A 25,382-nucleotide genomic window follows, 5' to 3' on the forward strand; every position below is an offset into this window, starting at 1 on the left:
AACATGCGTAAACTAATCACCATCGTTTTATTGCTGGGAAGCCATGCATTGCATGCGCAGAGCGATACCACTGCCCGTTCCGTGGGAGGTACCGTAAAGTCCGGAAAGGACGGCGCCCTGCTTCCGTTCGTGACCGTGAAAGTAAAAGGTTCCAACCGTGGCACCATTACAGATGCCAATGGTAATTTCAAACTGCTCGTAAAACCAACGGATACGCTCATCTTAACAGCTATCGGTTTTCGTAAGCTGGAATCGCCAGCAGGTAAACTCGCTTTGCTCAGTCTTACCTTACCCGAAGATGCCCGCACCTTTAATGAGGTGATGGTAGTAGGATATGGTAATGAACGCAAGCGGAATATCACCGGCGCTATTTCCACGATAAGCGGAAAAGAGATCACAAAATCCTCCGCCCTGTCTTTCGACAATGCCATTATCGGCAAGGCGGCAGGTGTAAATATCATTTCCAGTTCCGGTATCCCCGGTTCTGCCACAGCTATTACCATCCGGGGTTTGAGTACGCTCAACCCGGATGGAAGCCAACCATTGATCGTAATAGATGGTATTCCTGTATACGGTTCCGGCAGAGAACTGAATAGCCGTAACTTCAATGCCTCTACTTCCGCTCCCGGCACTATCGGTGGGGCTTCCGTGAGTGATAGCTATACACCACCCCAGGCTTTCGAGAGTAATCCTTTAGCAGCCCTCAACCCGGCAGACATTGAATCCATCGAGATATTAAAGGATGCATACGCTACCGCTATCTATGGTTCCCGTGCCGCCGCCGGCGTTATACTCGTTACCACTAAGAAAGGGAAGAAAGGTTCACAGGCTTTTAACGTACGGTCTGTTACCGGCGCTATTCAACCCATCGGCAAATACAAATTGCTGAACGGCGCAGAATACAATGATATCTACACCAGGTATTACAGGCAACTTGGCACCAATGAGGTGTTCAACGGCCAGGATAACACAGACTGGGTAGATGCCATTACACGTACCGCTATTTCACAACAGGTAGATGCTTCCCTGGCAGCAGGCAGTGAGAAAGCGCAATACTATATCAGCGGTTCTTATACCAGCCAGCCTTCGTACATCATCAATAATGATTACAAACGTTACAGTGGCCGCATGAACCTCAGCTACCAGGCCTCCAAAGCTATACAGGTAGGAGTGAACATGTCCATGAGCTATACGGAGAATTCTGCGATGAATGCAGCAGCTATTTACCGCTCTGCTTTGCAGAAAGCACCTAATCTGCCCATCTATAATGCAGACGGAAGTTATGCATATGGCAAAGGCGCCAATCCGCTTGGAGATCCTGATGCCAACCCCGTAGCAGAAGCTTTACGCAACAAAAACGAACTCAAAAACTCCGAAGCTTTAGGGAACGCTTACCTGCAATACAAACCCATAGACTGGCTCACGCTTCGCACGGAGTTCGGCACACAGCTGAGCAATGGAGATGCGTATTCAAGAAGAGTAAAACGCCCCAGTGGTTATGGAGATGATGCGGTACAAACCACCACGCAATACAGGAAGATCGTTACCAACAATACGGCCAGTTTCCTGAAGATGATCAATAAGCATTACATCAATGCAGTGGCAGGCCAGAGCTTCGAAAAATCTACTGAAACTAACACCGGCATCGGCGGGTATGGTTTCTTCAATGATGAGATCTTAAGTATTGCAGCAGCAAGGAACAGATATATCAAAGGCGCATTGAAGCAGCAATGGGCACTTACCTCTTATTTCGCCAGGTTGAACTATGAATTTGATAATAAATACCTTGCCGGTGTTACCTATCGTTTGGACGGTTCTTCCCGCTTTTCCCGCAACAGGCGTTATATAGGTTTCCCTTCCTTCTCTGCCGGATGGCGCTTATCGGAAGAAAGTTTCTTAAAAGAAAAGAAATGGCTGGATGATCTGAAGCTGCGTGGCAGCATAGGTTTTACCGGTAACAATAATTCAAGCTCTTATTACGGAAGCCAGGGCCAATACCAACTAAACAGTGACAATCTTTCCTATGCCGGTACACCTATCCTTCAAATGCAGCAGCCGGATAATCCTAACCTGAAGTGGGAGCGCACACGTTCCGTAGACCTGGGTTTGGATATGTCCCTGCTGGATAACACGGTGAATATTACGTTGGATTATTACCATCGCCGCGTGAAGGATATGATCCTTTCTTCTGCTATCCCGCGTTACCAGGGCTGGTCTGTACAACAACAGAACATCGGGGATATGATGAACGAAGGTCTGGAATTAGCCGTGCGTGCAGAACTGCTTCGCCGCAAACATTTCTCCTGGTCCACCAACTTCAATATCTCATGGAACAGGAACAAGATCCTGAAGCTGAACTTTGTGGGTGAAGAAGTAGGCCTTGCCAATGAGGCTTACAAATATCTCAAAGAAGGCCAGGCCGCAGGGCAATTCTTTCTGTACGACTGGCAAGGGGTAGATGGCATGTCCGGCAACCCCGCCTGGGGAGATGGTAAAGGCAACACCACTTTTGTACCGCCTGCTTCACTTTTCTCTACAGTAGAAGATGTGAATGCATTCAGGAAATCCTACGGTACCGCCTTGCCGGATTTCTATGGCGGTATGGGGCACACCTTCACTTACCGCAATTGGGAACTGGATGCATTTTTCTCTTTCTCCGTAGGGAATAAAATGATCAACGGTGCCAGAGCTGCCCTGCTCACTTACACCATGAGCGATGCCCCAAACCTGAGTTCGGAGATATTGAATTACTGGCTGGTACCAGGGCATGAAACAGATATTCCTAAACTGGTGAACAGGTCTGTAACCACTTCCGTGGGCAGCAGTAATATCCGGGACTATACCACCAGCAGGACCAGCAGCCGCTTCCTGGAAGATGCTTCCTACCTGCGTTTGCGTTCCATCCGCTTGGCTTACCAGTTACCGGTAGCAAAACTGAAAGTATTGCGTTCACTGGAACTCTTTATAGCAGGTACCAATCTGTTCACGCTCACCGGTTATTCCGGTATAGATCCGGAAGTAAGCGCATTCGGTTCATCTGCCCTGCAGGCAGGATATGATGAACTCACCATGCCGCAAAACAAAATGTATCAATTCGGCATCAATATAGGATTATGATAAAAAGATATCTCATACTGATCATATGTTTCCTGGCCATGGCCTGCAATAAACAGCTGGACCTGGCACCGGAAAACACCCTGGTGGAGAGAGAGGTATATAAGACCGCAGAAGGCACAGACCAGGCCCTTGCAGAAGCTTATATCACCCTGGTACGGGCAGCCACCGGTGGCATCGCTTATACTTTTGGAGATTTCAGTACGGACATACTGAATCACTCCACTTACTACAACATCTTCGCCAGCGGCGCTACCACAGCAGATCACGATGAAGTAGTGAACCTCTGGACGAACTACTTCAAAGCGCTGAATGTAGCCAATAATGTGATGGCCAATATTCCGTTATATGCCCAATACCCTGTGCAGAAACAGAACGTGTTCATAGCAGAAGCCCGTTTTCTCAGGGCCTATGCTTACCTGGACCTGCTGAAGTTTTTTGGAGACGGTGCATTGACCGGCAAAATGGACGGCCGCGGTTTGCCTATACAGCTTACACCGTTCAAAGGATATAATACAGGTGATGTGATTGCCCGTTCCAGCAACGGAGCCGTATATGCACAGATCATTAAAGATCTGGAAGAAAGCATTCCTGCGCTGGAAGATCAGCAATCCAATGAACTGAAAACAAGGTCAAGGGCTACAAAAGGAAGCGCTTATGCATTACTGGCAAGAACATACCTCTACATGGGACGTTATGCCGATGCGCTGGCAGCAGCGAATAAAGTATTGGAAAAAGCCCCGCAGCTATACGATCTTACACCGGGCCTGCTTACGCTCTTTCCGGCCAACCCAACAGGTATTGCGCAAACACTAACAAAGGAATACATCCTGGCATTTCCGGTGAGTTATATTACCAGCAGTTCCACTTCCCTCAATAACAATCTGGGCAATCCTTACTTTTTCAAAAGGTCTTTCTGGATCACTAATACGTTCCTCAATACATTTGAACCAAACGATAAAAGACGTACAGAACTCATCTTTAAGGGAGATCAGATCTACAACACACAACAGTTGAATGATCTTACTACGTTCAAGTTCAACAATGAGAACGGAAGAGATAATGTACCCGTTATCCGGCTGGCAGAAGTGATCCTGACAGCAGCAGAAGGGATTGCCAGAACACAGGGTGTAACACAAACTGCCGTAGATCTGGTAAACCAGGTTCGCAGCCGCGCAGTAACAGGTGCTATACCTTACACGCTTAATACTTTTGCCAACCCAACAGCACTCACGGATACCATTTTAAAACAAAGGAAACTGGAACTGGCCTTTGAAGGATTCAACCGCTATGATCTGATCAGAACAGGCCGCCCATTGCAAAATCCGGACATTCCGGAAGGCAGGAAAGTGTTGCCCGTACCGCAGGTAGAGATTGATATCTCCAAAGGACTGATCCTGCAGAATACAGGATACTAAAATACACCATTAAAAAAAACAGGATTATGCATGCATTAGGAAAAATTACGGTTACTATTCTCACGTTATGTTGCTCAGTTGTTTACGGTCAGAAAAAGGTTGAATTTCAGAACATCTCTTTTAATGAAGCCATTGCAAAAGCCAAAGCCACTGGTAAACTGGTATTTGTAGACGCCAGCGGAGCCAACCAGGCCGCTATTTTAAAGCAGGTAAAGGACGAAGTATTCACACAGGATTCTGTAGCTACTTTCTTCAATGAAAATTGCATCAGCATTCATGTGAACATGGCTGGTCCGGAAGGAAAGGAATTCGCAAAACACTTAGCGATGCTGATGTACCCCGTGTACATGTTCTTTGACAAGGATACCACACAGATCGATTTTGTTGGCGCAGGCATGGTCGCAAAAGATGCACCCATCTTAATGAAGAAAGCGCGTTCTGCCCTTGCTGAAGCACACGAAAGAGCCCTTAATACCAAACACATCGTGTTTGCTGAAGGCTCATGGAAACAGGTGTTGGCAAAAGCAAAGAAAGAAAACAAACTCATCTTCCTGGATGCTTACACCACCTGGTGCCGTCCTTGTATCATGATGGCCAAGAATGTATTCACCCTGAATCCCGTGGCAGAATACTATAACACCAATTTCATCAACGTAACGATGGACATGGAAAAAGGTGATGGCCCTGCACTGGTGAAAAAATACAAGATCAGAGCATACCCTGATTTTCTCTGGATAGATGGAGATGGTAACGTGGTACACCGCGATGGTGGTTATAAAGAAGCAGATGTATTTATTACCACAGGTAAAGAAGCAAACAGCAAAAAGAAAAAGTCATGAGATACTTATTAATGTGCCTGCTGGCTTTTTCCTCCCTGAGCGCAAGCAGCCAGATCAGTTTTAAAGACAGCTCCTGGACCTGGAACACTATGCTCGCAGAAGCCAAAAAGAATGACCAGCTCATTTTTGTAGATGCCTACGCTGTTTGGTGTGGCCCCTGCAAATGGATGACGAAGAATGTTTTTGGTGTGAAAGAAGTAGGCAACCTGTACAACAGGAACTTTGTGAACGCCTACATCGACATGGAAAAAGGAGAGGGCATCACCCTGCGTAAAACATACGATGTACGCGCATACCCTACTTATCTCTTCATTAATGGAGACGGAGAAGTAGTACACCGCGTAGTAGGTTCCACAGATACTGTAAAGTTTATACAGCATGGCCTGGATGCATTAAGTCCTGCGCGTAACCTGCAATACCTGCAACGCAATTATGCCGCTAATCAGAAGGACTATGACTATGTGCTCACCTACCTGAAAGCACTGTCTGCTGCCTACGAAACAAAAGAGGCTGGCAATATAGCACTGGCATACCTGAATGCCCAGGAACCCGCTGCCTGGATAGAAAAGAACAACTGGGCAGTGCTGAAGGATTTCACAACAGATGCATCCTCCGCACCATTCCTGTATATGGTAGATCACGCCGCCGATTTCTCCAAACGCTACGATGCCAAAGAAGTGGAAGGAAAGATCTATCAAACTTTCCTCTCTTGGCCGCAGCAGTACATCAGCTATCCGGACAAAGGAAAAGCCGTACTGGATGAAAAAGGATACCGTGATTTCCTGCAAAAAGTAAAGGCAACTAAATATCCGGTCAAAGAAGAGGTACTCGCAAAATCGGACCTTACCATATATTTTGCCACCAAAGAATGGAGCAAGTATGCTAAAACGGTGAACCATATGCTGACCGCCAAACTCATCCCCATGAATATTCAGGGAGGAGACTGGTTATACAGCTATGCAAACAACGTAAACCGCTTTGTGGAAGATGATAAGAAAGTAGTGGCCGAAGCCACCGCCTGGGCCAAACTGATCAGCTCAGAGATCCCCGATCTGAAGCCGCATCAGAAAGTGCTATACCTGGATCTTTATGCCACCCTGCTGGAAAAGAAAGGGGATAAAGACCTGGCAGCAAGTGTGCGGAAAGATCTGGATAAGGAAAAGGTGGAAGCCGCTAAGCGTTCCCAGCCTTTTCAGACTATGAAGTTGATTTCCAAGTAAAAAGATTATCCCTCTACCTACCTGTTGTCACTGGGAACTGACCATTTTGGCCAGTTCCCTTTGCTTTTTTACACTTATCCGGCATTCGCCGCCGCATACACAAAAAATCCTGCCACCTGGCATTTTCTCCTTTTTAGAGAAAAAAATCGCTGCATCTTTACATCATCAAAAGACATTCTTTCTTAGCTCCGCATCCATAAATGTCCCCCCAAAAGAATCCATTCACGTACCCCAAAAGATCCAGGAGCTGAAGAATACAATTAAAAGCCTTCCGATTTGTCGGAAGGCTTTACTTTTTTAATGGACTCTTCAAAAAGAAAACTTTCACCACTAAGGCTTTCTCCACAAAAGGAAAACTTCCCATCCCCCAAAGCATTCTCCTCCGAAAGAAAAAAACTTCCATCCCAAAAAACATCCTCCCCAAAAAAGAAGAAAAACTCCGCCCTTTGCAGCGCGGCAAACTCCCAACCGGATAAAAAAATACCCCGTTTGGATAAATAAATACTATCTGTAATGCATATATAAAGGATAGATTTGCCGGAGCTATCTTAAACCCACGTATGCAGACCAAAATCACATTAAAAGAAAAGATCGGTTACGGCTTTGGAGATATGGCATCTTCCATGTTCTGGAAACTCTTCGGTACCTACCTGCTGTTTTTCTATACAGATGTAATGGGCCTGGCCGCCGGCGCCATCGGCACCATGTTCCTCATCACCCGCATCTGGGACACCCTCTTTGATCCCGTTGTAGGAATAATGACAGACAGAACTTCCACGAGATGGGGCAAATTCCGCCCCTACATCCTCTACATGGCCATCCCCTTTGGCCTGATCGGCGTATTAACTTTCACCACCCCGGATTACGGCATTACCGGCAAGCTGATCTACGCCTACATCACCTATTCCGCCATGATGATGATCTATTCCCTCATCAATGTACCCTACGCTTCCCTGCTGGGGGTAATTTCCCCGGATGGAAAAGAAAGGAATATCCTCGCTTCTTTCCGGATGTCTTTTGCCTTTGCCGGCAGCCTGATCGCTTTTGCCTTATTAGAGCCGCTGGTGAGTTTTTTCGGCAGATCCGGTGATCTGCAAAGGAGCTGGCAACTGGCCGTAGCCGTAATAGCTGCTATCTGCGTCCTGTTGTTCCTGTTATGTTTCGCCTGGGTAAAAGAACGCGTAAAACCCATCCGCGAGGAAAAAGTATCCTTAAAGGACGATATCAAAGACCTCTTCGCCAACCGCCCCTGGTGGATCCTGCTGGGCGCAGGCATTGCCGCCCTTATCTTTAATTCCATCCGGGACGGCGCCACTTTATATTACTTCAAATACTACCTCGGAAATGCGGAAACCCTCACCGCCGGCAATGTCACATATTCTGCACTGTACCTGATGCTGGGGCAGGGAGCAAATATCCTGGGTGTGATCCTGGCCTCGCCCATTGCCAATAAACTGGGTAAAAAGAACACCTACCTGGCCGCGATGGTCATTGCTGCCGTATTAAGTATTGGATTTTATTGGCTCGGTAAAGAACAACTTGTACTTATTTTTTGTTTTCAGATATTGATCAGTGCCTGCGCGGGTATGATCTTCCCCCTGTTATGGTCTCTCTATGCAGATACCGCGGATTATTCAGAATGGAGAACAGGCCGGCGCGCAACAGGATTGATCTTCTCTTCCTCCTCTATGTCCCAGAAATTCGGGTGGACAATAGGAGGGGCCCTCACCGGCTGGTTATTGCAGTATTTCGGATTTAAGGCAAATGAGGTGCAGGGAGAGAACGTACAAACGGGGATTCTTTTAATGTTGAGCTTCTTACCGGCTATCGGGGCTTTATTATCTATCCTGTTTATAGCCTTGTATCCGTTGTCTGAGAAAAAGGTAGCGGAGATCAGCACTGATCTGGAAGCACGGCGAAAATAAACAGTTCATGCAAGAGAAATTAAGACAGGACCTGCAGGAAGAATTAACCGCTATCCTTGATTACTGGCAAACGCATACCATAGACGAAAGACACGGTGGTTTCCTCGGTAAACTCGATAACGACAATACACCGGACCCATTTGCTGTAAAAGGTGCGGTACTCAATGCCCGTATCCTCTGGTCGTTTTCCGCGGCATATAACGTTACTAAAACTCCCGCTTATCTGGAAGTAGCCACCCGCGCCTTCAATTATATTTCCGAATATTTTATAGACAAAGAATTCGGCGGTGTGATGTGGACAGTAGGTTATGCCGGAGATATTGTAGATACCAAAAAACAGATCTACGCCCAGGCATTTGTAGTATATGCATTCAGTGAATACTACAAAGCCAGTAAAATTGAAAAGGCAAAAGAAAAAGCCATCGGCCTGTATTCCCTCATCCAGCTCTACAGCTACGATTGCGTCTACGGCGGTTATCTCGAAGCATTTTCCCGCGATTGGAAAGAATTGGAAGACCTGCGTTTAAGTGAAAAAGATGAGAACCAGAAGAAATCCATGAACACCCACCTCCATGTACTGGAAGCATACACCACCCTCTACAGCATTTGGGCAGACCCTTCCCTGAAAGTGCATATCCAGGACTTGTTAAATGTTTTCTTCGATAAGATCATAGACCGCAACACCAATCATCTCCGTCTTTTCTTTGATGAACAATGGAACCCCACGGGCAACCTCGTTTCCTACGGCCACGACATAGAAGCCAGCTGGCTGTTATTAGAAGCCGCAGAAGCAATAGGAGACCAGGCATTGATAGAAAGATCAAAAACAGTAGCCCTCCAAATGACAGAAGCCGCTAAAGAAGGCATAGACACAGATGGCGGCCTATGGTATGAATACAAACCCGAAGAAAAACAACTCATCACCGAAAAACACTGGTGGCCTCAGGCCGAAGCCGTTGTAGGTTTCATAAACGCCTGGCAACTTAGCAAAGACCCCCGCTACCTCGAAGACGCCATCAACAGCTGGCAGTACATAGAAAAGAACATTCTGGATAAATCAAAAGGAGAGTGGTACTGGGGTATCAAAGATGATAAGATCATGAATGAAGATAAAGTAGGCCTCTGGAAATGCCCTTACCATAACAGCAGGGCATGTTTAGAGATAATGAAGCGATTATAAAATTATCAAAGAGAAAAAACACCCACCCATAAAAGGCAACTTCTCCTAAATGAAAAAAGCACTCATTCATAAAAAAGCAACCTCCCCTAAATAAAAAAACGCCCTTTGCAGCGCGGCAAACACTCAAATAAAAAAACGATTATTTGGTCACCCGCTTTAATATCAAGACAACCATCTCCCCACTCCATTTACCCTTTAAGTGCAATTCTGACGTTGATAGGTCCATAATTTTATATACAGATCCATCGTCTTCAAAAGTAACTTTCTTCTCAGGAAAACTAAAACTCCACTTTGACTTTTTGATCTTATCGTCTTCTTTCGACTCCATCGTAAAATCACTGTTAAACATCGTGTAATCACCACGTGGTTTAACTTTCATAACGCCCTGGAAGCTTTGTATCTTAGTCACTTCCCATTTATAACATAAAAGGGATAATGTTTCCTTTTCACTCAAGGTAGCCACCTGGGCCTTCAAAAATAAAGGTGAAATAAATAGCAATACGGCAAGCAATAAATAATTCTTCTTCATTGTATTATAAGATTCCATGTTGTTTAGCAAAATTCAGCAACCCCGCCGTATTCTTCACATCCAGCTTCCGCAAGATATTCTTCCGATGTGTATTCACCGTAAACTCACTAATAGAAAGCTCCGTACTGATCTCTTTACTCGTCAGTTCACTCCCTACCATTTTAATGATCTGCACCTCCCGTTTGGTAAGATGGTACTTCTTCATGAACTCATCCATGAAATAAGCCGGTATAGGCACATCCACAGGAACAAGCGCTTCAAAATAAGTACCTCCCCGTAGCACAGCCCGTATCGCCGCTTTCAACACATCCCCTGAAGCATTCTTCAACAGATAACCATCCGCTCCCAACTTCCGCACCTCCGCCAGCAACTGCGGCTGATTATAATTGGTCAGCACCAGCACTTTAACCACCGGATATTGTTCTTTAATGATCTCCAAAGTTTTAATACCATCCAGCTGTGGCATATTAAGATCCAGCAGCACGATATCCACAGGCATCTCAGCGAGCCTGTTAAGCAACTCCCGCCCATTATTCACCGGTACAAGTATTTCCCATTCTGCGGCTTCCCGTAACACGGCAACCAATCCGTCTGCCAGTAACTGATGATCGTCCGCTATAATCAATCTGGTCATAGGGTTATTTTTTCAGGCAATGGCAATTCAATATTCACCATAGCACCTTCCTTGGGCCTGCTTTCTATCATGATCTTCCCTTGCAGGTAAGCTACTTTAGCTTCTACGCTACGTAAGATGGTCGCCGGATCTATCCCTTTCCCGTTATCTTCCACGATCAGCGAGCAACTTCTTTCCTGTTCCATTTCTATCAACTGGATCAATACATTGGAGGCTTCTGCATGTTTGAGTATGTTCTGCAGCAATTCCTGGATGATGCGGTAAATGGTATGTTCCGTATTAGAAGGATAGGGCGTAGCAGGAGAGAAACCGATCAGCACCAGTTCAATATTTATTTTACCGGACCCATTGGCCATTTTCACCAGGTCTTCGATCGCATGCCGGAGGCCATATTTTTCAATGGCTACAGGCGTTAACTGATGACTGATATGCCGCACAGTATGACTGAGCTGATCCAGCAACCCTGTCACTTCATCGAACTTCATCGCCTGCATATTAAGAGAAGCCAGCGATAACATAGAACCTATTTCATCATGCAGCTGATCTGCCAGTATTTTCCTTTCCTTTTCTTCCACTGCAATGATCGTGTCCGTGAGTGTTCGCAGCACACTTTCTTTTTCTTTGCGGTAAGTGTTGAAACGGGCTGCCAGCGCGAAGGTGATGATGATGATCTCCAGCACGGCGCCTGTGAAAACACCGAAGTGTACAAAGTAAGCAGGAAGGTCTAATTTCCCGAGATAATATGAGATCTCCAATGTGATAAAAGTAAGCAGCACCATGGTAGCCACCATATAGACCAGCGCCGCTGTATTCTTTTGAAGGATCTTTTGTATCAGGCTGGCAGCAACCAGCAGCACCGCACCAAGACTGAATAAAGTAAGCGCTGTTTGCAATACCATACTGGCCATGCCAAAGCGTGCATAATCCATCGGCCAGAGTATCACCACTAAAAAACAGCAACCGATGATCTGGAATACTTTGAATGGCCGGTAAGCCCAGTTCTCTTTTCCGATACCAATAAAATACTGCAGGAATTGAAAAACCAGGAGCATATTGGTAACTACAAAAACAGGGCGCGCACGACTGGGGAAAAAATAAGAATTCGGCCAGAGGTAATGAAAGCCCAGCCCTTTATTAGCCCATACCCATAATAAGATACTTAGTACGTAGAGGGCGTAATAGCCATATACCCTGTCCCTGGTAGTAAAGAAAAGGAAAGCGCCGAAAAGGATGATCAATACCATGATGCCTGTGAAAAGGCCGCTGAGGAGATTCTCTGAAGCCATCTCCTGTGCCAGCTCTCCCTGCGTAACAAGCCGGAGCGGTGCCTGCAGGGACTCATAGTGTTTGTCTACTTTCAACAGGTATAAAGAAGCCTTACGCTCCAAAGGAAAAACGAAGGAATTATGAATAACGGGGCGCTGCTTAAAAGGGAAAAAATCACCGGTAACATATAAAGGAAGCAGCGAACCGTCCTGTACCGCATACCATTCCAGGTGATTGATATGGGCATTGTCTGTTATCAGCAAAAGGTCTTCGTGTGTAGGCGGTACCGTTATGGCTATCCAGAAAACACTTTTTGTAAACCCGGGATTGAGATTATTGTCTACCAGCAGGGCGTAATCTCCGTTGTAATAATGAGAAAGTGCAGAGAAGGCCCCTTGTTTACGGGTAGTATCCTCCCATACCCTGAATAATTGCCTATGCTGCGCCTGCAACGGATGTATACCGCAAAGAAATAGAAGGAATAAAAAGAAGCATGCCCGCCGCATAGGTATCAAGAAGTGTTACGGCTGCCAAGATAGGGCTTTTGCTTTATTTCTTATTCCAAAGAACCAAACCCAGGCAATAAATATTATTTGCTCAGGGATCCTGGTCCAGAGATATTCCGGCCCTTTGCCATCTGTTGTAGCTGTTTCAAGGTTAATATGGTGGAGGGCCGCGTAGATATTGGCCGGTAAGATCATTACAAAGAAGATGATCAGCAGGATAGAGGTGATCCTTCTGTATTTCGGGATCAGTAATCCTATAGCTGCTGCAATTTCGAGGAGGCCGGTGAAGTACACCAATCCCAGCCGGAAAGGGAAGAAAGGAGGGATCATCATCTCCATGCCCTTTGGGAATAAGAAATGCCCCAGGGCTGTAAAGAGCAGCATGCCACTCATGCCGATACAGCCGCTAAGCGTTAGGTTCCACTTGCCTTTTACCAGTTTTATAACTACAAGTGCAATGAGAAAAGTGCCAATTAATAACAACAGTACCATCATGATCTATCAGTTTTGTAAGGCAAAGGTGGGTCTTGCGCAAAAAGGAGAAAATGATGTATGTTAGTTTCTTCCGTACTGCTTCCTGATCCGGCTGAGGCTTTCCGGCTGTATCCCCAGGTAAGAGGAAAGATGTTTCACCGATATGCTCTGCACCAGCTGCGGGTTCCTTTTGATCAACCGTGCATACCGTTCTTCCGCCGTATCAGACAGCAATTCCATTTCACGGTCCAGCCGCCGCACATATTGCATTTCAGCGATCAGCCTGCCGATCCTTTCACCCGCCCTGTTCTGCTCATAAAAAGCCAGCAGATGTTCCCGGGGAATGAGAATGGCTTCCACATCTTCGATCACTTCCAGTGCAACAGGAGAGGGGCGGCGTGTAAGGAAAGAATAATAAGCCGTGAGCATATCCCCTTCAAAATGAAAATCCACCGTAAACTCCTTGCCGTCTTTTGAGAAATAGTTGCGGGTAGCGCCCTTGAGCAGGAAAAAGATGAAGTTTTCCGTTTGCCCTTCCCGGCAAAGGAATTCCCCCTTTTTATAGTTGGGAAAGAGGAGCTTTTCACTAAACTCCGCCCATTCCCCGTCCGGTATGGCTGAAAAATGAGCAAGCGCTTGTCGCAGCTGCAGGAGTGGATCCATCAGTAGGTTGCTTTTAGGGCAAAAATACAGAGAATCCCCGCTGGAATATTTGGAAATCTGCACCCGCAGGCTTACATTTAATATGTAGTACATATCTACTATTAAATCCCACTATTATGAATTATTCCACCTTATGTATCCTGATCACCCTCAGCTTCGGATGCGCTAAACAGAACAACACCCCCGCACCCAAGATTGAAGGTAAAGTGGCCGCCACAGCTGCTGTTGCCGCCACCGCGTACCATAACACTATGGTATTGTTTAACGGAGGAAATGAAAGTATCTATCATTCTTTCCGCATCCCCTCCATCATTAAAACCAAAAATGGCACCCTGCTGGCTTTTGCAGAGGGCCGCAGATGGAGCCCCAGCGATTGGGGAGACATCAATGTAGTCTTTAAACGCTCCACAGACAATGGTACCACCTGGTCTGCTCTCGGAGAGGTTGTAGGAAGCGGTGCCGGTACCTGGGGTAATCCCACAGCCGTATACGATAAAGACAAAGGCACAAACGGCCGCGCCTGGGTTTTCATGTCCTGGAACGATGCCAGCAAAGCAGCCTGGTCTGATATCACAGCCTGGGGAGACAGGCGCGTGTTCTCCTCTTACAGTGATGATCAGGGCCTTACCTGGTCCACTCCACAAGATATGAGCAGTACATTATTGCCGCCCACTTATAAATGGGATGCTATGGGCCCGGGCGTAGGTATTCAAACCACCATCAACACCCCCGGCCGCCTCATTATTCCAGCCTTTGGCAGAAACATTTACAGTGATGACCACGGTACCACCTGGCAGTATCAACTGATCCCCGGCGGCACAGATGAAGGAACCATCGTAGAACAAATGAACGGCAACCTTTTACGGAACGACAGACCCGGCACCACCCTCTGGAACACCGCAAAAAAGAGAAGAAGGTCCGTAGGTACCATCGCCGGAGGTTTCGCAGCATGGTCTGTAGACAACACCCTCAACGATCCCAAATGCCAGGGCTCCATCCTCCGCTACAACGGAGATGCCCCGGACAGAATATACTTCCTAAACCCCAACACCATAGACAAACGCTGCAACATGACCATACGCATCAGTTATGATGATGGCATCACATGGCCCATTAGCAGAGCCATATACAGCGGCAACACCTGCGATTACGCTAACCTCACCGTAGCAAAAGGAGGTTATTCCAGCATGGTAAAAACAGCAGACTACGCAGTAGGCGCTCTGATAGAGATCAACGAAAACGTAGCCGCCAGTGCCACAAGCAATAAATCAATAGAGTTTCACAAATTCAATCTCCCCTGGATCCTAAATGGCCAGGTAGAACCATAATACCCATTTATCCCTATCAAAGAAAACCGTCTCAATAGAGGCGGTTTTTCTTTTTATAATAAAAGCATCCTCTCCATAGCACGTTTTTTTTTATAATAAAAGATGCTTTTCTACTCAAAAAAACACTCCTTTCAAAACAAAGAAAAACACTGCTCCTATAAAACACCTCTCCAAAAAAGAGAAAACCTCCGCCCTTTGTAGCGGGGCAAACGCCCCAGCGAGGCGTGTTTTCTTTTTATAATTTAAGTTCAAAAAAGAGAAAATCTCCGCCCCAGCGAGGCGTGTTTCTTTTTATAATTTAAGTTCCAAAAAAGAGAAAACCTCCGCCCTTTGCAGCGCGGCAAACGCCCTCAAGAGAAACGGTTTTTTCTTTTTATAATTAAGCTCAAAACAAAAAAAAGGATGCCCCTTTCGGAACATCCTTACCTGTTGTTATTCAGACACGGCATCTATGACTTCTTCTTATTCTCCTTAAAACGCTTATCCGGCGTACCATCTTTCTTCAATGGCCCATCAGCCTTTTTATTCTCTTTAAACCGTTTATCCTTCGTACCATCTTTCTTAAGATGCACCGTATCAACCGCAGTAGTCGCTTTCTTCGCAGCAGGTTTAGTTTGCGCCACAGAAACAGAAGACGCGAAAATAAATACAGCCAGCAAAGCAGTCAGGAATCTTTTCATAGTTAGTGAATTTTAAGAGAAGTTAGGCGAATTTTAATTCCCACGCAAAGGTCCACCCGTTTTTTAATCGGATTTTAATGTCTGCAAATAGACTGGTAAACTTTAGGCGTAATACCCTCCGTCTTTTTAAACACACGGATGAAGTAGTTCACATCCGCAAACCCGCAATGATTGCTGATATTGGTAATGCTCTGATTGGTCTGACTCAGTAACTGTTTAGCCAGGCTCACTCTTTCCCGGTTAATATACTCCAGCGGTGTGATCCCAAACTGCTCCCGGAACCATTTAAAGAAAACATTCCTGCTCAGGTAAGCCTTACGGCTCAATGTATCCACCGCTATCCGGTCCGTTAAATGCTCATGAATATAGTTCAGCACAAAATGCAACCGGCTCTGGTTACTGCTAACCCCCGCCTCCACAACCACCTGTTGCAAATGCTGACTTTGTATCAACCGGATGAGCAGCTCTTTCAGGTTAAGGTCCGCATAGATATTCTTCCCGATCTCCCCGCTGCTGCAAACCCTGATCAGCTTATTGATCAGCGCGGAAACTTCATTATTATTTTCAAAATGATACTCATTGAACTGCAATTTCCAGTTATGATGTTCATCTGAAGAATTGTAGTACATGTTGAGGTACTGGATGGTATCACGGATATAAGCATCGTCCACAGTAATGCCAATGCATTGTGTAGGACTGCAGTCAGAAGCCTCCGGAAAGTCAATGATCATTGTTTCATTGGCAGGTACGATCACCGTTTCGCCGGGCAGGTAATCAAAGGAGGGCTGATCAAAAAGATGCATCCGCTTTTTGCCTCTTACCATGCTGGTGATCACAAAATCATTAAAGGATAAGGGGATATGCCATGCCTGTTCATAACTCTCAAATACATTCAGCTCACAGTTATTGAGGTTAAATATCCTGCGGTTCTCTACACGGGTTTGGAGTAATTTAGGCTGGGTCAGTTCTATCTGGTGTAATAGATTTTTTGCCTCCATATTGCGGGCAATTTAGCAAATTTTAGCTATCCGGCAAAAGCGGTACAATTGTGCTATTAATAAGTACGATAATGAACCTTCGTTATTCCTCTAATTGTCATCTTTGCTTAACGTTATTGATAACTGGCATGGATCTGAAAGGTATTAAGTGTATCCACCCTAAAATTGTTACTTATGCGCACACTCCGCATTATTGCTACGGACGAAGCCGTAGATCTGATCATTCAATTATCCATGGAGTACGGACTCCTGATGTTCCAGATGAACGAGTTTGACGAGCCCGTTTGCACCATGGATAGAAAAACAAAACTTAACCCCAATGATGTTTGTGTAGGAGAAGTGGCCGGCTGCCTCTTCTTCATGGATAAAAGGAAGTTTGAGCGTAGCAAACATACGCAACTGGTACTGGACGTTGAAAAAGGAAAAGAAAAAGGACTTTCGCTGGAAAGAGCACTGGGATTAAGGTTTTTAGTGAGATCCAGGCCTTTTACCGCGGAAGAGCAGGAAGAACTGGTAGAAATGGAAGAAGACCCGGAACTGCGTATGTTCAGCTACATTTTTGGATATGGGTTGCAATGGTTGTAGTGGCAGAACAATGTGAAAGGCAATAACCATACTTGTGATGGCCTCGAATAAAAACCTGTGGAAATTTTCCACGGGTTTTTTATTTGCAGTAGTATATGTACTAGCTTTGCTTTAAAATAATCTCTGTTTGTTATGAATGGCCAGAATAGAAAGGATATTTACCCCGGTTTGGAAGTGGGTATTATCCTGAAGAAAGATCAGCGCAGCGGTAAACTCACTTATGGCATCGTAAAAGATATCTTAACCTCATCCCCCTTTCACTCCCGGGGTATTAAAGTAAGGCTCGAAGACGGCCAGGTGGGTCGTGTAGCCGAAGTTACCTGGCTGGATACCTGATAGTATTTTATCATGTAATGCTGCTTTCCAGATATAATTGCCTAGCTTTAGGCCATTATTAAACCTATTCATACTTAATGCTAAAGCAGATGTACAGGCGCCTGGTGCCAAAGAAGAACTTTGCTAAACAGGACGTTTTCCGCGCCATGGAAGTTGATAACTATATTCAGAAGCACCTGTTCGACCAGGAAAAGTACCAGCATCCCCTGAAATTGAACCGCTTTGAATACCAGAGTTTTTCCCAGAACGGGGAAGATGGTATCATTGCCGAGATCTTTAAAAGGATAGGTACCACCAATAAGTACTTCGTTGAATTTGGCGTGGAGAATGGCACAGAATGTAATTCCACCCTCTTGTTATACAAAGGCTGGAAGGGGCTTTGGATAGAAGGGAATGCAGGAAGTGTGCAGCATATCAATGCCCATATGCCCGGCGTAATTGCCAATGGCAACCTCACCGTTTTAAATAACTTTATTACCGCAGAGAATATAGAATCCCTGTTCACACAAGGGGGCTGCCCCGTTGAACCGGATCTGATATCTATAGATATTGACAGGAATGATTATTATATATGGAAGGCCATCGTAAAATTCAAACCACGTGTAGTGGCCATTGAATACAATGCCATCTTCCGGCCGGATGTATCCTTCACCGTACCTTACGACGGCAGCAAAGTATGGGACAAGACCAGCAACTTCGGTGCATCCCTGGGTTTGCTGAACACACTGGCAGAGGAGAAGGGTTACAGCCTGGTGGCTTGTAATTTCTCCGGCGTGAATGCTTTCTTTGTGCGGAAAGATTGCCTGGGAGATAAGTTCCTGTTACCTGGTGACGCAGAAGTGCATTATGAACCCCCCAGGTATTTCCTCTACAAAAAGGACGGACATCCAAGAAACGTTATACTATAAAAAGAAAAGGAGCTTAGTACTAAGCTCCTTTTCTTTTTAAGCCCTCTTAACTTCCTGTTAGCAAGAAGCCTCCTTTTCTTAACCCCCTGTTAATATAGCCCTGCTATCTTTGCGCAGCAAGCAGTGGCTGATGATCGACCAACCTGTACATATCTCCTCCTCTTTAATAGTAAGTTTACGCCAGGGCTCAGAACAGGCGTTCAGGAATATTTTTGATCTGCTGGGGAAAAAAGTATTTCACTATTGCCTGAAAATGGTGGATAATAAAGAAGATGCGGAAGAACTGTTACAGGATATTTTTTTGAAGATCTGGGGCTTTCGCGAACACATTGACCCCGCTGCCAATTTTGAAGTATTCCTTTTCACAGTAGCCCGCAATCACTTACTCAACTTTGCCAGGAAGCGGGCCGGAAATGCAGTCCTGCTCACCGAACATATGGCCATCATGGAAGATCACCAGGCCATCAGTTACAAAGAAACATATCACCAATACCGGCAGGTGCTGGAAAAGCTGGGCCCTAAAAGCAGGCAGGTCTTTGAACTGAGCAGGGAACAGGGTTTGTCCAATAAAGAAATAGCACAAAAAATGGGCATCTCCATCCGCACAGTAGAAACCCATGTCTCCAATGTATTATCCGTATTAAGAAGCGAATTAAAAGATACTTATCTGCTCCTCCCGCTTTTGTTCATATTAAGTTAACACACCTCCACTACGTGTTGCCGCCTGGTTTCGTGTATATACTAGCAAACCAGCTTAAACAATGGCCTTACCATCGGACCAACTGAAACTGATCTTCCGGAAATTGTTACAGGGAACAGCTACGGAAGAAGAAAAGCAACTGATAGCCACCTACCTGCAACAGGAAAATACAGAGATAGACTTTGACCTGCTTTTGCCTTATGATGAATGGGCTGCAGCTAAAGCTGATGTATTGCCTGACCAGCTCCGGAAGCGGGTGCTCAGCAGCATATTGCCTAAAAAACGCACCATGATCATACGCTGGTTGTCCGGCGCTGCTGCAGCTATTGTTATAACTATAGCCAGCTTATTATTCTTTGAACAACGAAAGGAACCAGCACAGGTGGTGGCAGTGGCAGCAAAAGGAGAGCACAGGTCCATTCTGTTATCGGATAATTCCGTCATACACCTCAATGCGGGCAGCCAGGTTACATTCCCGGTAAAATTTACAGGAAGGGAACGCCGCATACAATTAACCGGAGAAGCTTTCTTTGAAGTAGCACCGGATCATTCTAAACCATTTATTGTACAAACAGGCGCCATACAAACTACCGTATTAGGTACAACTTTTAATGTGCAGGCTTACGCAGGCGATGAGGCAGTAGCTGTTACAGTTACAACAGGAAAAGTAAAGGTAGAAGCAGATAACAGGATGGTGGTATTAACACCAGGGTTACGCACGGTGTATAGCAGGAACAACAGGTCCTTCACAGTAGGCAAAGCAGATACCATGGCTGTTACAGGCTGGCGGCAGAACAGGCTTGTTTTTGAAGATGCCAGCCTGGGAGAGTTATGTAAAATACTCGGCAGGCATTACAACGTGGAATTTAAAGCAGTAGATACTGCTGTGCTAAACAGTAAATATTCTGCCACTTTTAATCAGCTAAGCCTGGAAGAATCCCTGGATAAACTGAGGCTGCTGGGAGATCTCCAATTTCGGCAGAAAGGGAATGTCATCACCATAAAACATTAAAAAAGCCACCCCGTTCGCGGCGGGATGGCACAGTAAGTCACCAATAACATTAATGACCAAAAGCAAACAAATTTATGCAACTATGTTCAGGGAACAAAGAATTGAATGCCCGTATCATCCACAGGCTTGGCCTGTTTGTGTTCGCATTATGCTGCCTGCTATCACTGCAACAGGTTTCCGCTCAGGACGCAAAGAATACCACGGTTAGTTTGCAGGTGAATGACCGTACACTGAAAGAAGTATTCCTGGAAATAGAAAAGCAAACCGGCTTTACTATTGAGTTCCGGCACGACGTGCTGGACCAGAACAAACACATCAGCATTATCGCCACCAAAGAAAGTGTAAGCAAAGTACTGGAACGGTTACTGGCCGGAACGGGTACTACCTTTCTCCAAAAGAACAAAAGCATCCTTATCATAAAAGGCAGCCCTGCTGCTCCCAAAGCAGCAAGACCGGTAAGCGGTAATGTGCGGGATAATAACGGGGAGATCCTGATAGGAGTAAGTGTATCTGCTAATACTGTGCATACCACTACGAATGAAAATGGAGATTACTTCATCAATGTACCGGAAGGAGTGGATGCTATTACTTTCAATTATGTAGGCATAAAACCATACTCAGAAAAAACGGAGGGCAGAAGCGTCATCAATGTACAGCTGGCCCGGCAGAATGTAGAATTGGGCCAGGTGGTAGTAACCGCGCTGGGCATAAAGAGAGAAGCAAGGGCACTGAGCTATAGTATCCAGGGTGTGAATGTGGAGGCAATGAACGAAACAAAAAGCACCAACCTCATCAATTCATTATCCGGTAAAGTAGCCGGTGTACAGGTGATACCGGCTGGATTTAACACGGGCTCGTCCCGCATTATTATCCGCGGGAATAATTCTTTAACCGGTAATAACCAACCCCTGTTTGTAGTGGATGGAATGCCGATTGATAATGAGCCGGGAGAAGATGGGAGTATTGACTACGGCAGCAGTGCCAATGACATTAACCCGGATGATATAGAGAACATACAGATCTTAAAAGGCCCCAATGCTTCTGCGTTGTACGGTTCAAGAGGTTCAAACGGTGTTGTGCTGATCACCACCAAAAAGGGTTCTGCAAAGTTCAAAGTGGCTTTTAATTCCAGCATGATGTTCCAGAAGCTCACGGAGTTCCCTGAATACCAGAACGCATATGGTGTAGGTACTTCCTTTGCTATAGATCCTACCAACAGAATACCAAGGTCAACGGTGAATTACCGGAGCTGGGGTTCACCTATGCTGGGTCAACCTTATGTGGCGTTGGATGGAAAAGTAAAACCTTATCTCCCGCATCCTGATAACATAAAAGATTTCTACTCCACGGCCGGCCTGTTTACCAATTCCCTGGCCGTAGAAGGTGGTAATGCATCCAATGTTTACCGTATTGCCTATACCAATTATAGCGGAACAAGCGTGGTAAAAGGGTTTAATGATATGGGAAGGCACTCTGTGGATTTTCGCCTGTTGAACACCTTTTCCAAATGGCTGACACTGGATTCAAAGCTTAATTATGTCCGGGATATTGTAGACAATCGTCAGTACTCCAACAGTAACGGGCGCAACCCTACTAACCTGTACACGCACATGGCCCGCAGTACAGACCTCGCTGAACTGCTGCCTTACAAAGATCCATTAACCGGTATGGAAATAGGTACACACCGGAACTTCAGTAATCCTTACTGGGTGATCAATGAGAACCCAAACAAGGATATCAAGGACAGGCTGATCGCTTCCTTTAATGCAGAAGCAAAGATCACACCCTGGTTAAAGTTTAACGGCCGTTTTGGAACAGACCTTTACTGGTGGGATGGCTTTGAATTCAATAATATTGGATCTGTTGTAGCCAGCAACCCCAACGGGTTTATGCGCACCTTTAACACCAAACAACAGAACCTGAACCTGGAGGGAATATTTTCTTTTTCTAAGAACATAAAGGATTTTTCCATACAGGCAAACCTTGGTGCCAGTAAGTATACCTCAAGCATGGAAAGAAGGGAACAAAGGATCAATTCTTTATTGCAACCCGGTTTGATCAACCTTTCCAATGCGAAAGAATATCCCACCGTTTCGCAAACTATACGCAGGAAGGAGATCAACTCAGTTTTCGGATCTGTATCACTGGGTTATCGCAATTATGCCTTCATAGATCTCACTGGCCGTAACGACAAATCTTCCACACTGCCCAAAGGCAACAACTCCTATTTCTATCCCTCTCTTGGAGGAAGCCTCATTATCAGTGATCTGTTACACATGAATAGTAACTTCCTGAACTTCTTAAAAGTAAGAGGTTCCATTGCCATGGTAGGAGGAGACTCAAATGCCCCCTATCTGCTGGAACAGACCTATTCCTTCAACGGCTTCTTAAACGATGCCACACTTGCCTCTTTATCTACTACCATGAACAATCCGGACCTGAAACCGGAGAAGACCAACTCTTATGAATTTGGCCTGAACGCCCGCTTATTAAAAAACAGGATCAGCCTGGATGCTACTTACTATAATGCGGCTACCACTAACCAGATCATTACTGCACAATTACCTGCCTCCAGCGGTTACCAGCAAAGGATCTACAATGCCGGTAAGATCAGGAACTGGGGTTACGAAGCTTCTGCTACCGCAAAGCTGATTGCAAAAAAGAACTTTCAGTGGGAAACATCTTTGAATTTTTCCAAGAACAATTCAATGGTCGTAGAACTGATAGACGGTGTAGACCGCTTCCAGATGAATAATAATTCCAGTTACCTCTATGTGTATGCACAGGTAGGAAAACCTTATGCTTACCTCCGTGGCCTTGGTGTGGCAAGAGATGCCAAAGGCCATATGCTGATAGAAGATGGTGGTTCATTATTGGTAAAAGACAATGATATGGCTTTTGGCACCGCATCGCCCGATTGGCTGGGAGGCATCAATAATACCTTCAGGCTGGGCAGGCTGGATTTCAGCTTTCTGTTCGATGTTAAAATGGGTGGTGTGATCTATTCCGGCAGCTTTTCCAGGATGCTCACGAATGGCGTGAGTGCGGAAACATTATATGGCCGGGACGACTTTTACCTGCATTCCGTGATCCTTGGAGAAAACGGTAGTGAATTAAGCGGCGGCGCACAATGGGATGCCTATTTTGCTGACGGCACAAAAAACACGAAGTATGTAACGCCGCAGAACTATGAATATGCACGGCCTAACTACGCAGAGTTTGTGATATACGATGCCTCTTTTATCAAGTTGCGCGAAGTAACGCTGGGATATAATTTTTCTGAAAAGCCGTTGAGAAGAACGCCCATAAAAACAGCACGTATCTCACTGGCTGGCCGCAACCTGGCCATCCTTTACCGCAAAACGCCCAAAGGGCTTGATCCGGAAGCCGCTTCCACAGCTGGTAACGGACAAGGTATAGAAAATGGCGCATTGCCTCCCAACGCCATTTATGGATTCAACATTAAACTTACTTTATGAGAACAATTTCCATATACTTAATGATCTTTTTATTGGGTTTCGCCTCCTGTTCAAAGGATCTTGAATCAGTGAACGACAACCCCAATAATCCAACAAAGGTAGAGCCTGATTTTCTCTTGACTACCGCTATATTCGAAACAATGAACCTCTACGGAGGTCCCATGAACAGGGTAGTGTTCTTTAACTATACACACCATTTCTCTGGCTTCCAGGGAGAGTTTCAACGGTACACTTATGGTGTGGACGACAATAATACGTATTGGAAGAATACCTACATCAGGTGCCTGCAACCGGTTAACCAGATAGAGCTGAACTATAAGAACAACCCTTCTTATACCAACAGGGTATTGATTGCCCGCATCTGGAAGGACTTTATCCTTTCCAATACTGTTTCTATCTGGGGCAGCATTCCTGCAGATGGCGCATTGGCCGGAACCCCATCAGTGCCTTATACAAAAGAACAAGATGTTTATACAGCACTGCTGGCAGATCTGAAAGTACTGGCAGATTCATTGAATGTAACAGGCGATAAATACACCGTTATTGCTGATAAGGTATTCGGTGGTGATGTTTTAAAGTGGAAAAAGTTCGCTAATTCTCTCCGCTTAAGGCTGGCCATGCGCATCTCTAACGCAGATGCTGTATTAGCCCAGAAAGTTGTAGCGGAGATCTACCAGGATGAACAAAACACCATGAAGTTACAGGCAGAAACCGCTGCTGCCACCTGGGGCAGCACCAGTGATACCTGGAGCCCTTTGTACGACAGGGTGGTATATAACTATACCGCCAACAAAGCCACCATTCCTGTAGTGAATGAATCTTTGATCTACCACATGGCTCCGTATAATGATCCCCGCTTAGCCGTGTATGCACAACCTGCCAAACAGGGTCCGCAGATTGGAAAATACTTTGGTCAGAATATCTCTTACGGCGGCGGTGGTGCTTATGCAAACGGGCTTACCAATCCCCATACCGGGCTGAAGCAGGATGATTACTCATACATAGGAGAACGTTTCTTAAAACCAGATGCTGAATATGTATTCCTTTCTTACGCGGAAACCTGCTTCCTTAAAGCAGAGGCTGCTTTAAAAGGATGGTGGGGTGATGCATCACAGGCTGCACAATATTATAATGAAGGTATTGATGCTTCCCTTGGCCGTTATGGGCTCACCGCACAAGCTGCTGCTTATAAAAATACACCTGGTATTAAATGGGGCACCGCTTCAGACACTACCGGCCGCAGTGCTGCATTTGAAGACTGGTTACAGATCTGCAGCAGTTACGTGCCCGCAGGAGATAATTATCGCCAGATCATCATGCAGGAGTGGCTGGCCATTCCTGGCCAGGGTGTAGATGCCTGGGCATTGATCAGGCGCTCCAGGATATTGGAATTTGAACCGCAGTTTGCTACTTATGATGGCAACTATGCCTACGTTCCGGACCGTCTTTTATATCCGGCCACTGAATTGCAGATCAATGCAAAAGAAGTGCAGAAAGCTATTCCATGGCTGAACGGCCCGGATAACTTATTTACAAAATTGTGGTTTGCACTGCCCAATAAAAAGAATCCTTTCCTTCCTTATTAATT

At 45.7% G+C, this 25,382-nt stretch carries 21 protein-coding genes; 14 read left to right on the forward strand and 7 right to left on the reverse strand.

Annotated features, from left to right (window positions below; all coding sequences use genetic code 11):
* The first annotated feature begins 3 nt into the window (after positions 1-3).
* The 6 genes from GFS24_RS01645 (at position 4) to GFS24_RS01670 (ending at position 9,696) form a co-directional block, all read left to right on the forward strand.
* Positions 4-3,117 (forward strand): TonB-dependent receptor, encoded by a 3,114-nt coding sequence (locus tag GFS24_RS01645; RefSeq protein ID WP_153657830.1) that lies wholly within the window; start codon positions 4-6, stop codon positions 3,115-3,117.
* Positions 3,114-4,532 carry a RagB/SusD family nutrient uptake outer membrane protein gene (locus GFS24_RS01650; protein ID WP_153657831.1) on the forward strand — a complete coding sequence of 473 codons (1,419 nt, stop codon included), beginning with the start codon at positions 3,114-3,116 and terminating at the stop codon, positions 4,530-4,532. The genes GFS24_RS01645 and GFS24_RS01650 overlap by 4 nt, the downstream gene beginning before the upstream one ends.
* 26 nt (positions 4,533-4,558) lie before the next feature.
* The gene (locus tag GFS24_RS29050) at positions 4,559-5,371 is read left to right on the forward strand and encodes a DUF255 domain-containing protein (protein WP_216647339.1); all 813 of its coding nucleotides are present in this window, start codon (positions 4,559-4,561) and stop codon (positions 5,369-5,371) included.
* Positions 5,368-6,591, forward strand: coding sequence for a thioredoxin domain-containing protein (locus GFS24_RS01660; protein WP_153657832.1), 1,224 nt, complete (start codon positions 5,368-5,370; stop codon positions 6,589-6,591). Before GFS24_RS29050 ends, GFS24_RS01660 begins: the two co-directional genes overlap by 4 nt.
* Positions 6,592-7,151: 560 nt before the next feature.
* Complete coding sequence (locus GFS24_RS01665) at positions 7,152-8,516, forward strand: MFS transporter (protein ID WP_153657833.1); 1,365 nt, start codon at positions 7,152-7,154, stop codon at positions 8,514-8,516.
* 7 nt (positions 8,517-8,523) lie between these two features.
* Positions 8,524-9,696: an AGE family epimerase/isomerase gene (locus tag GFS24_RS01670; protein WP_153657834.1), complete on the forward strand. Its 1,173-nt coding sequence runs from the start codon at positions 8,524-8,526 to the stop codon at positions 9,694-9,696.
* A gap of 139 nt (positions 9,697-9,835) precedes the next feature.
* On the opposite strand, the gene GFS24_RS01675 is transcribed toward GFS24_RS01670, so the two are convergent.
* Genes GFS24_RS01675 through GFS24_RS01695 form a run of 5 tightly spaced genes read right to left on the reverse strand, consistent with a single transcriptional unit; the run spans position 9,836 to position 13,768 of the window.
* Positions 9,836-10,225 (reverse strand): hypothetical protein, encoded by a 390-nt coding sequence (locus tag GFS24_RS01675; protein WP_153657835.1) that lies wholly within the window; start codon positions 10,223-10,225, stop codon positions 9,836-9,838.
* Between the two features lie 4 nt (positions 10,226-10,229).
* Positions 10,230-10,859: a response regulator transcription factor gene (locus GFS24_RS01680; RefSeq protein ID WP_153657836.1), complete on the reverse strand. Its 630-nt coding sequence runs from the start codon at positions 10,857-10,859 to the stop codon at positions 10,230-10,232.
* Positions 10,856-12,631, reverse strand: a complete 1,776-nt coding sequence (locus GFS24_RS01685; protein WP_153657837.1) for a 7TM diverse intracellular signaling domain-containing protein — start codon at positions 12,629-12,631, stop codon at positions 10,856-10,858. Before GFS24_RS01685 ends, GFS24_RS01680 begins: the two co-directional genes overlap by 4 nt.
* Positions 12,632-12,646: 15 nt before the next feature.
* Positions 12,647-13,126, reverse strand: coding sequence for a hypothetical protein (locus tag GFS24_RS01690; protein WP_153657838.1), 480 nt, complete (start codon positions 13,124-13,126; stop codon positions 12,647-12,649).
* A gap of 60 nt (positions 13,127-13,186) precedes the next feature.
* Positions 13,187-13,768 carry a Crp/Fnr family transcriptional regulator gene (locus tag GFS24_RS01695; protein WP_173002934.1) on the reverse strand — a complete coding sequence of 194 codons (582 nt, stop codon included), beginning with the start codon at positions 13,766-13,768 and terminating at the stop codon, positions 13,187-13,189.
* A gap of 116 nt (positions 13,769-13,884) precedes the next feature.
* On the opposite strand from GFS24_RS01695, the gene GFS24_RS01700 reads away from it, so the two are divergent.
* A complete protein-coding gene (locus GFS24_RS01700; protein ID WP_153657840.1) occupies positions 13,885-15,096 on the forward strand; it encodes an exo-alpha-sialidase in 1,212 nt (403 codons plus the stop codon).
* 449 nt (positions 15,097-15,545) lie between these two features.
* Here the strand turns inward: GFS24_RS01700 and GFS24_RS01705 are convergent, their stop codons facing one another.
* Both GFS24_RS01705 and GFS24_RS01710 read right to left on the reverse strand, forming a co-directional pair.
* Positions 15,546-15,776: a hypothetical protein gene (locus GFS24_RS01705; RefSeq protein WP_153657841.1), complete on the reverse strand. Its 231-nt coding sequence runs from the start codon at positions 15,774-15,776 to the stop codon at positions 15,546-15,548.
* Positions 15,777-15,850: 74 nt separating this feature from the next.
* Positions 15,851-16,774 (reverse strand): AraC family transcriptional regulator, encoded by a 924-nt coding sequence (locus GFS24_RS01710; RefSeq protein ID WP_153657842.1) that lies wholly within the window; start codon positions 16,772-16,774, stop codon positions 15,851-15,853.
* A 174-nt stretch (positions 16,775-16,948) separates the two neighbouring features.
* Here GFS24_RS01710 and GFS24_RS01715 point away from each other — a divergent pair, with 174 nt between their 5' ends.
* From GFS24_RS01715 to GFS24_RS01745, 7 genes are all read left to right on the forward strand, one after another.
* Positions 16,949-17,359, forward strand: a complete 411-nt coding sequence (locus tag GFS24_RS01715) for a DUF779 domain-containing protein (protein ID WP_153657843.1) — start codon at positions 16,949-16,951, stop codon at positions 17,357-17,359.
* Positions 17,360-17,491: 132 nt separating this feature from the next.
* Entirely contained in the window at positions 17,492-17,695 is a 204-nt protein-coding gene (locus GFS24_RS01720) for a YwbE family protein (RefSeq protein WP_153657844.1), read from the forward strand.
* 77 nt (positions 17,696-17,772) lie between these two features.
* Positions 17,773-18,603 (forward strand): hypothetical protein, encoded by an 831-nt coding sequence (locus tag GFS24_RS01725; RefSeq protein WP_153657845.1) that lies wholly within the window; start codon positions 17,773-17,775, stop codon positions 18,601-18,603.
* 109 nt (positions 18,604-18,712) lie between these two features.
* Positions 18,713-19,303, forward strand: a complete 591-nt coding sequence (locus GFS24_RS01730; RefSeq protein WP_153657846.1) for an RNA polymerase sigma factor — start codon at positions 18,713-18,715, stop codon at positions 19,301-19,303.
* Between the two features lie 61 nt (positions 19,304-19,364).
* Positions 19,365-20,315 carry a FecR family protein gene (locus GFS24_RS01735; RefSeq protein WP_153657847.1) on the forward strand — a complete coding sequence of 317 codons (951 nt, stop codon included), beginning with the start codon at positions 19,365-19,367 and terminating at the stop codon, positions 20,313-20,315.
* A gap of 74 nt (positions 20,316-20,389) precedes the next feature.
* Positions 20,390-23,794: a SusC/RagA family TonB-linked outer membrane protein gene (locus GFS24_RS01740; protein WP_153657848.1), complete on the forward strand. Its 3,405-nt coding sequence runs from the start codon at positions 20,390-20,392 to the stop codon at positions 23,792-23,794.
* Entirely contained in the window at positions 23,791-25,380 is a 1,590-nt protein-coding gene (locus GFS24_RS01745) for a SusD/RagB family nutrient-binding outer membrane lipoprotein (RefSeq protein ID WP_153657849.1), read from the forward strand. Before GFS24_RS01740 ends, GFS24_RS01745 begins: the two co-directional genes overlap by 4 nt.
* The last annotated feature ends 2 nt before the right edge of the window (positions 25,381-25,382 follow it).

The sequence above is a fragment of the Chitinophaga sp. SYP-B3965 genome (genome assembly GCF_009647655.1).
GTDB lineage: Bacteria > Bacteroidota > Bacteroidia > Chitinophagales > Chitinophagaceae > Chitinophaga.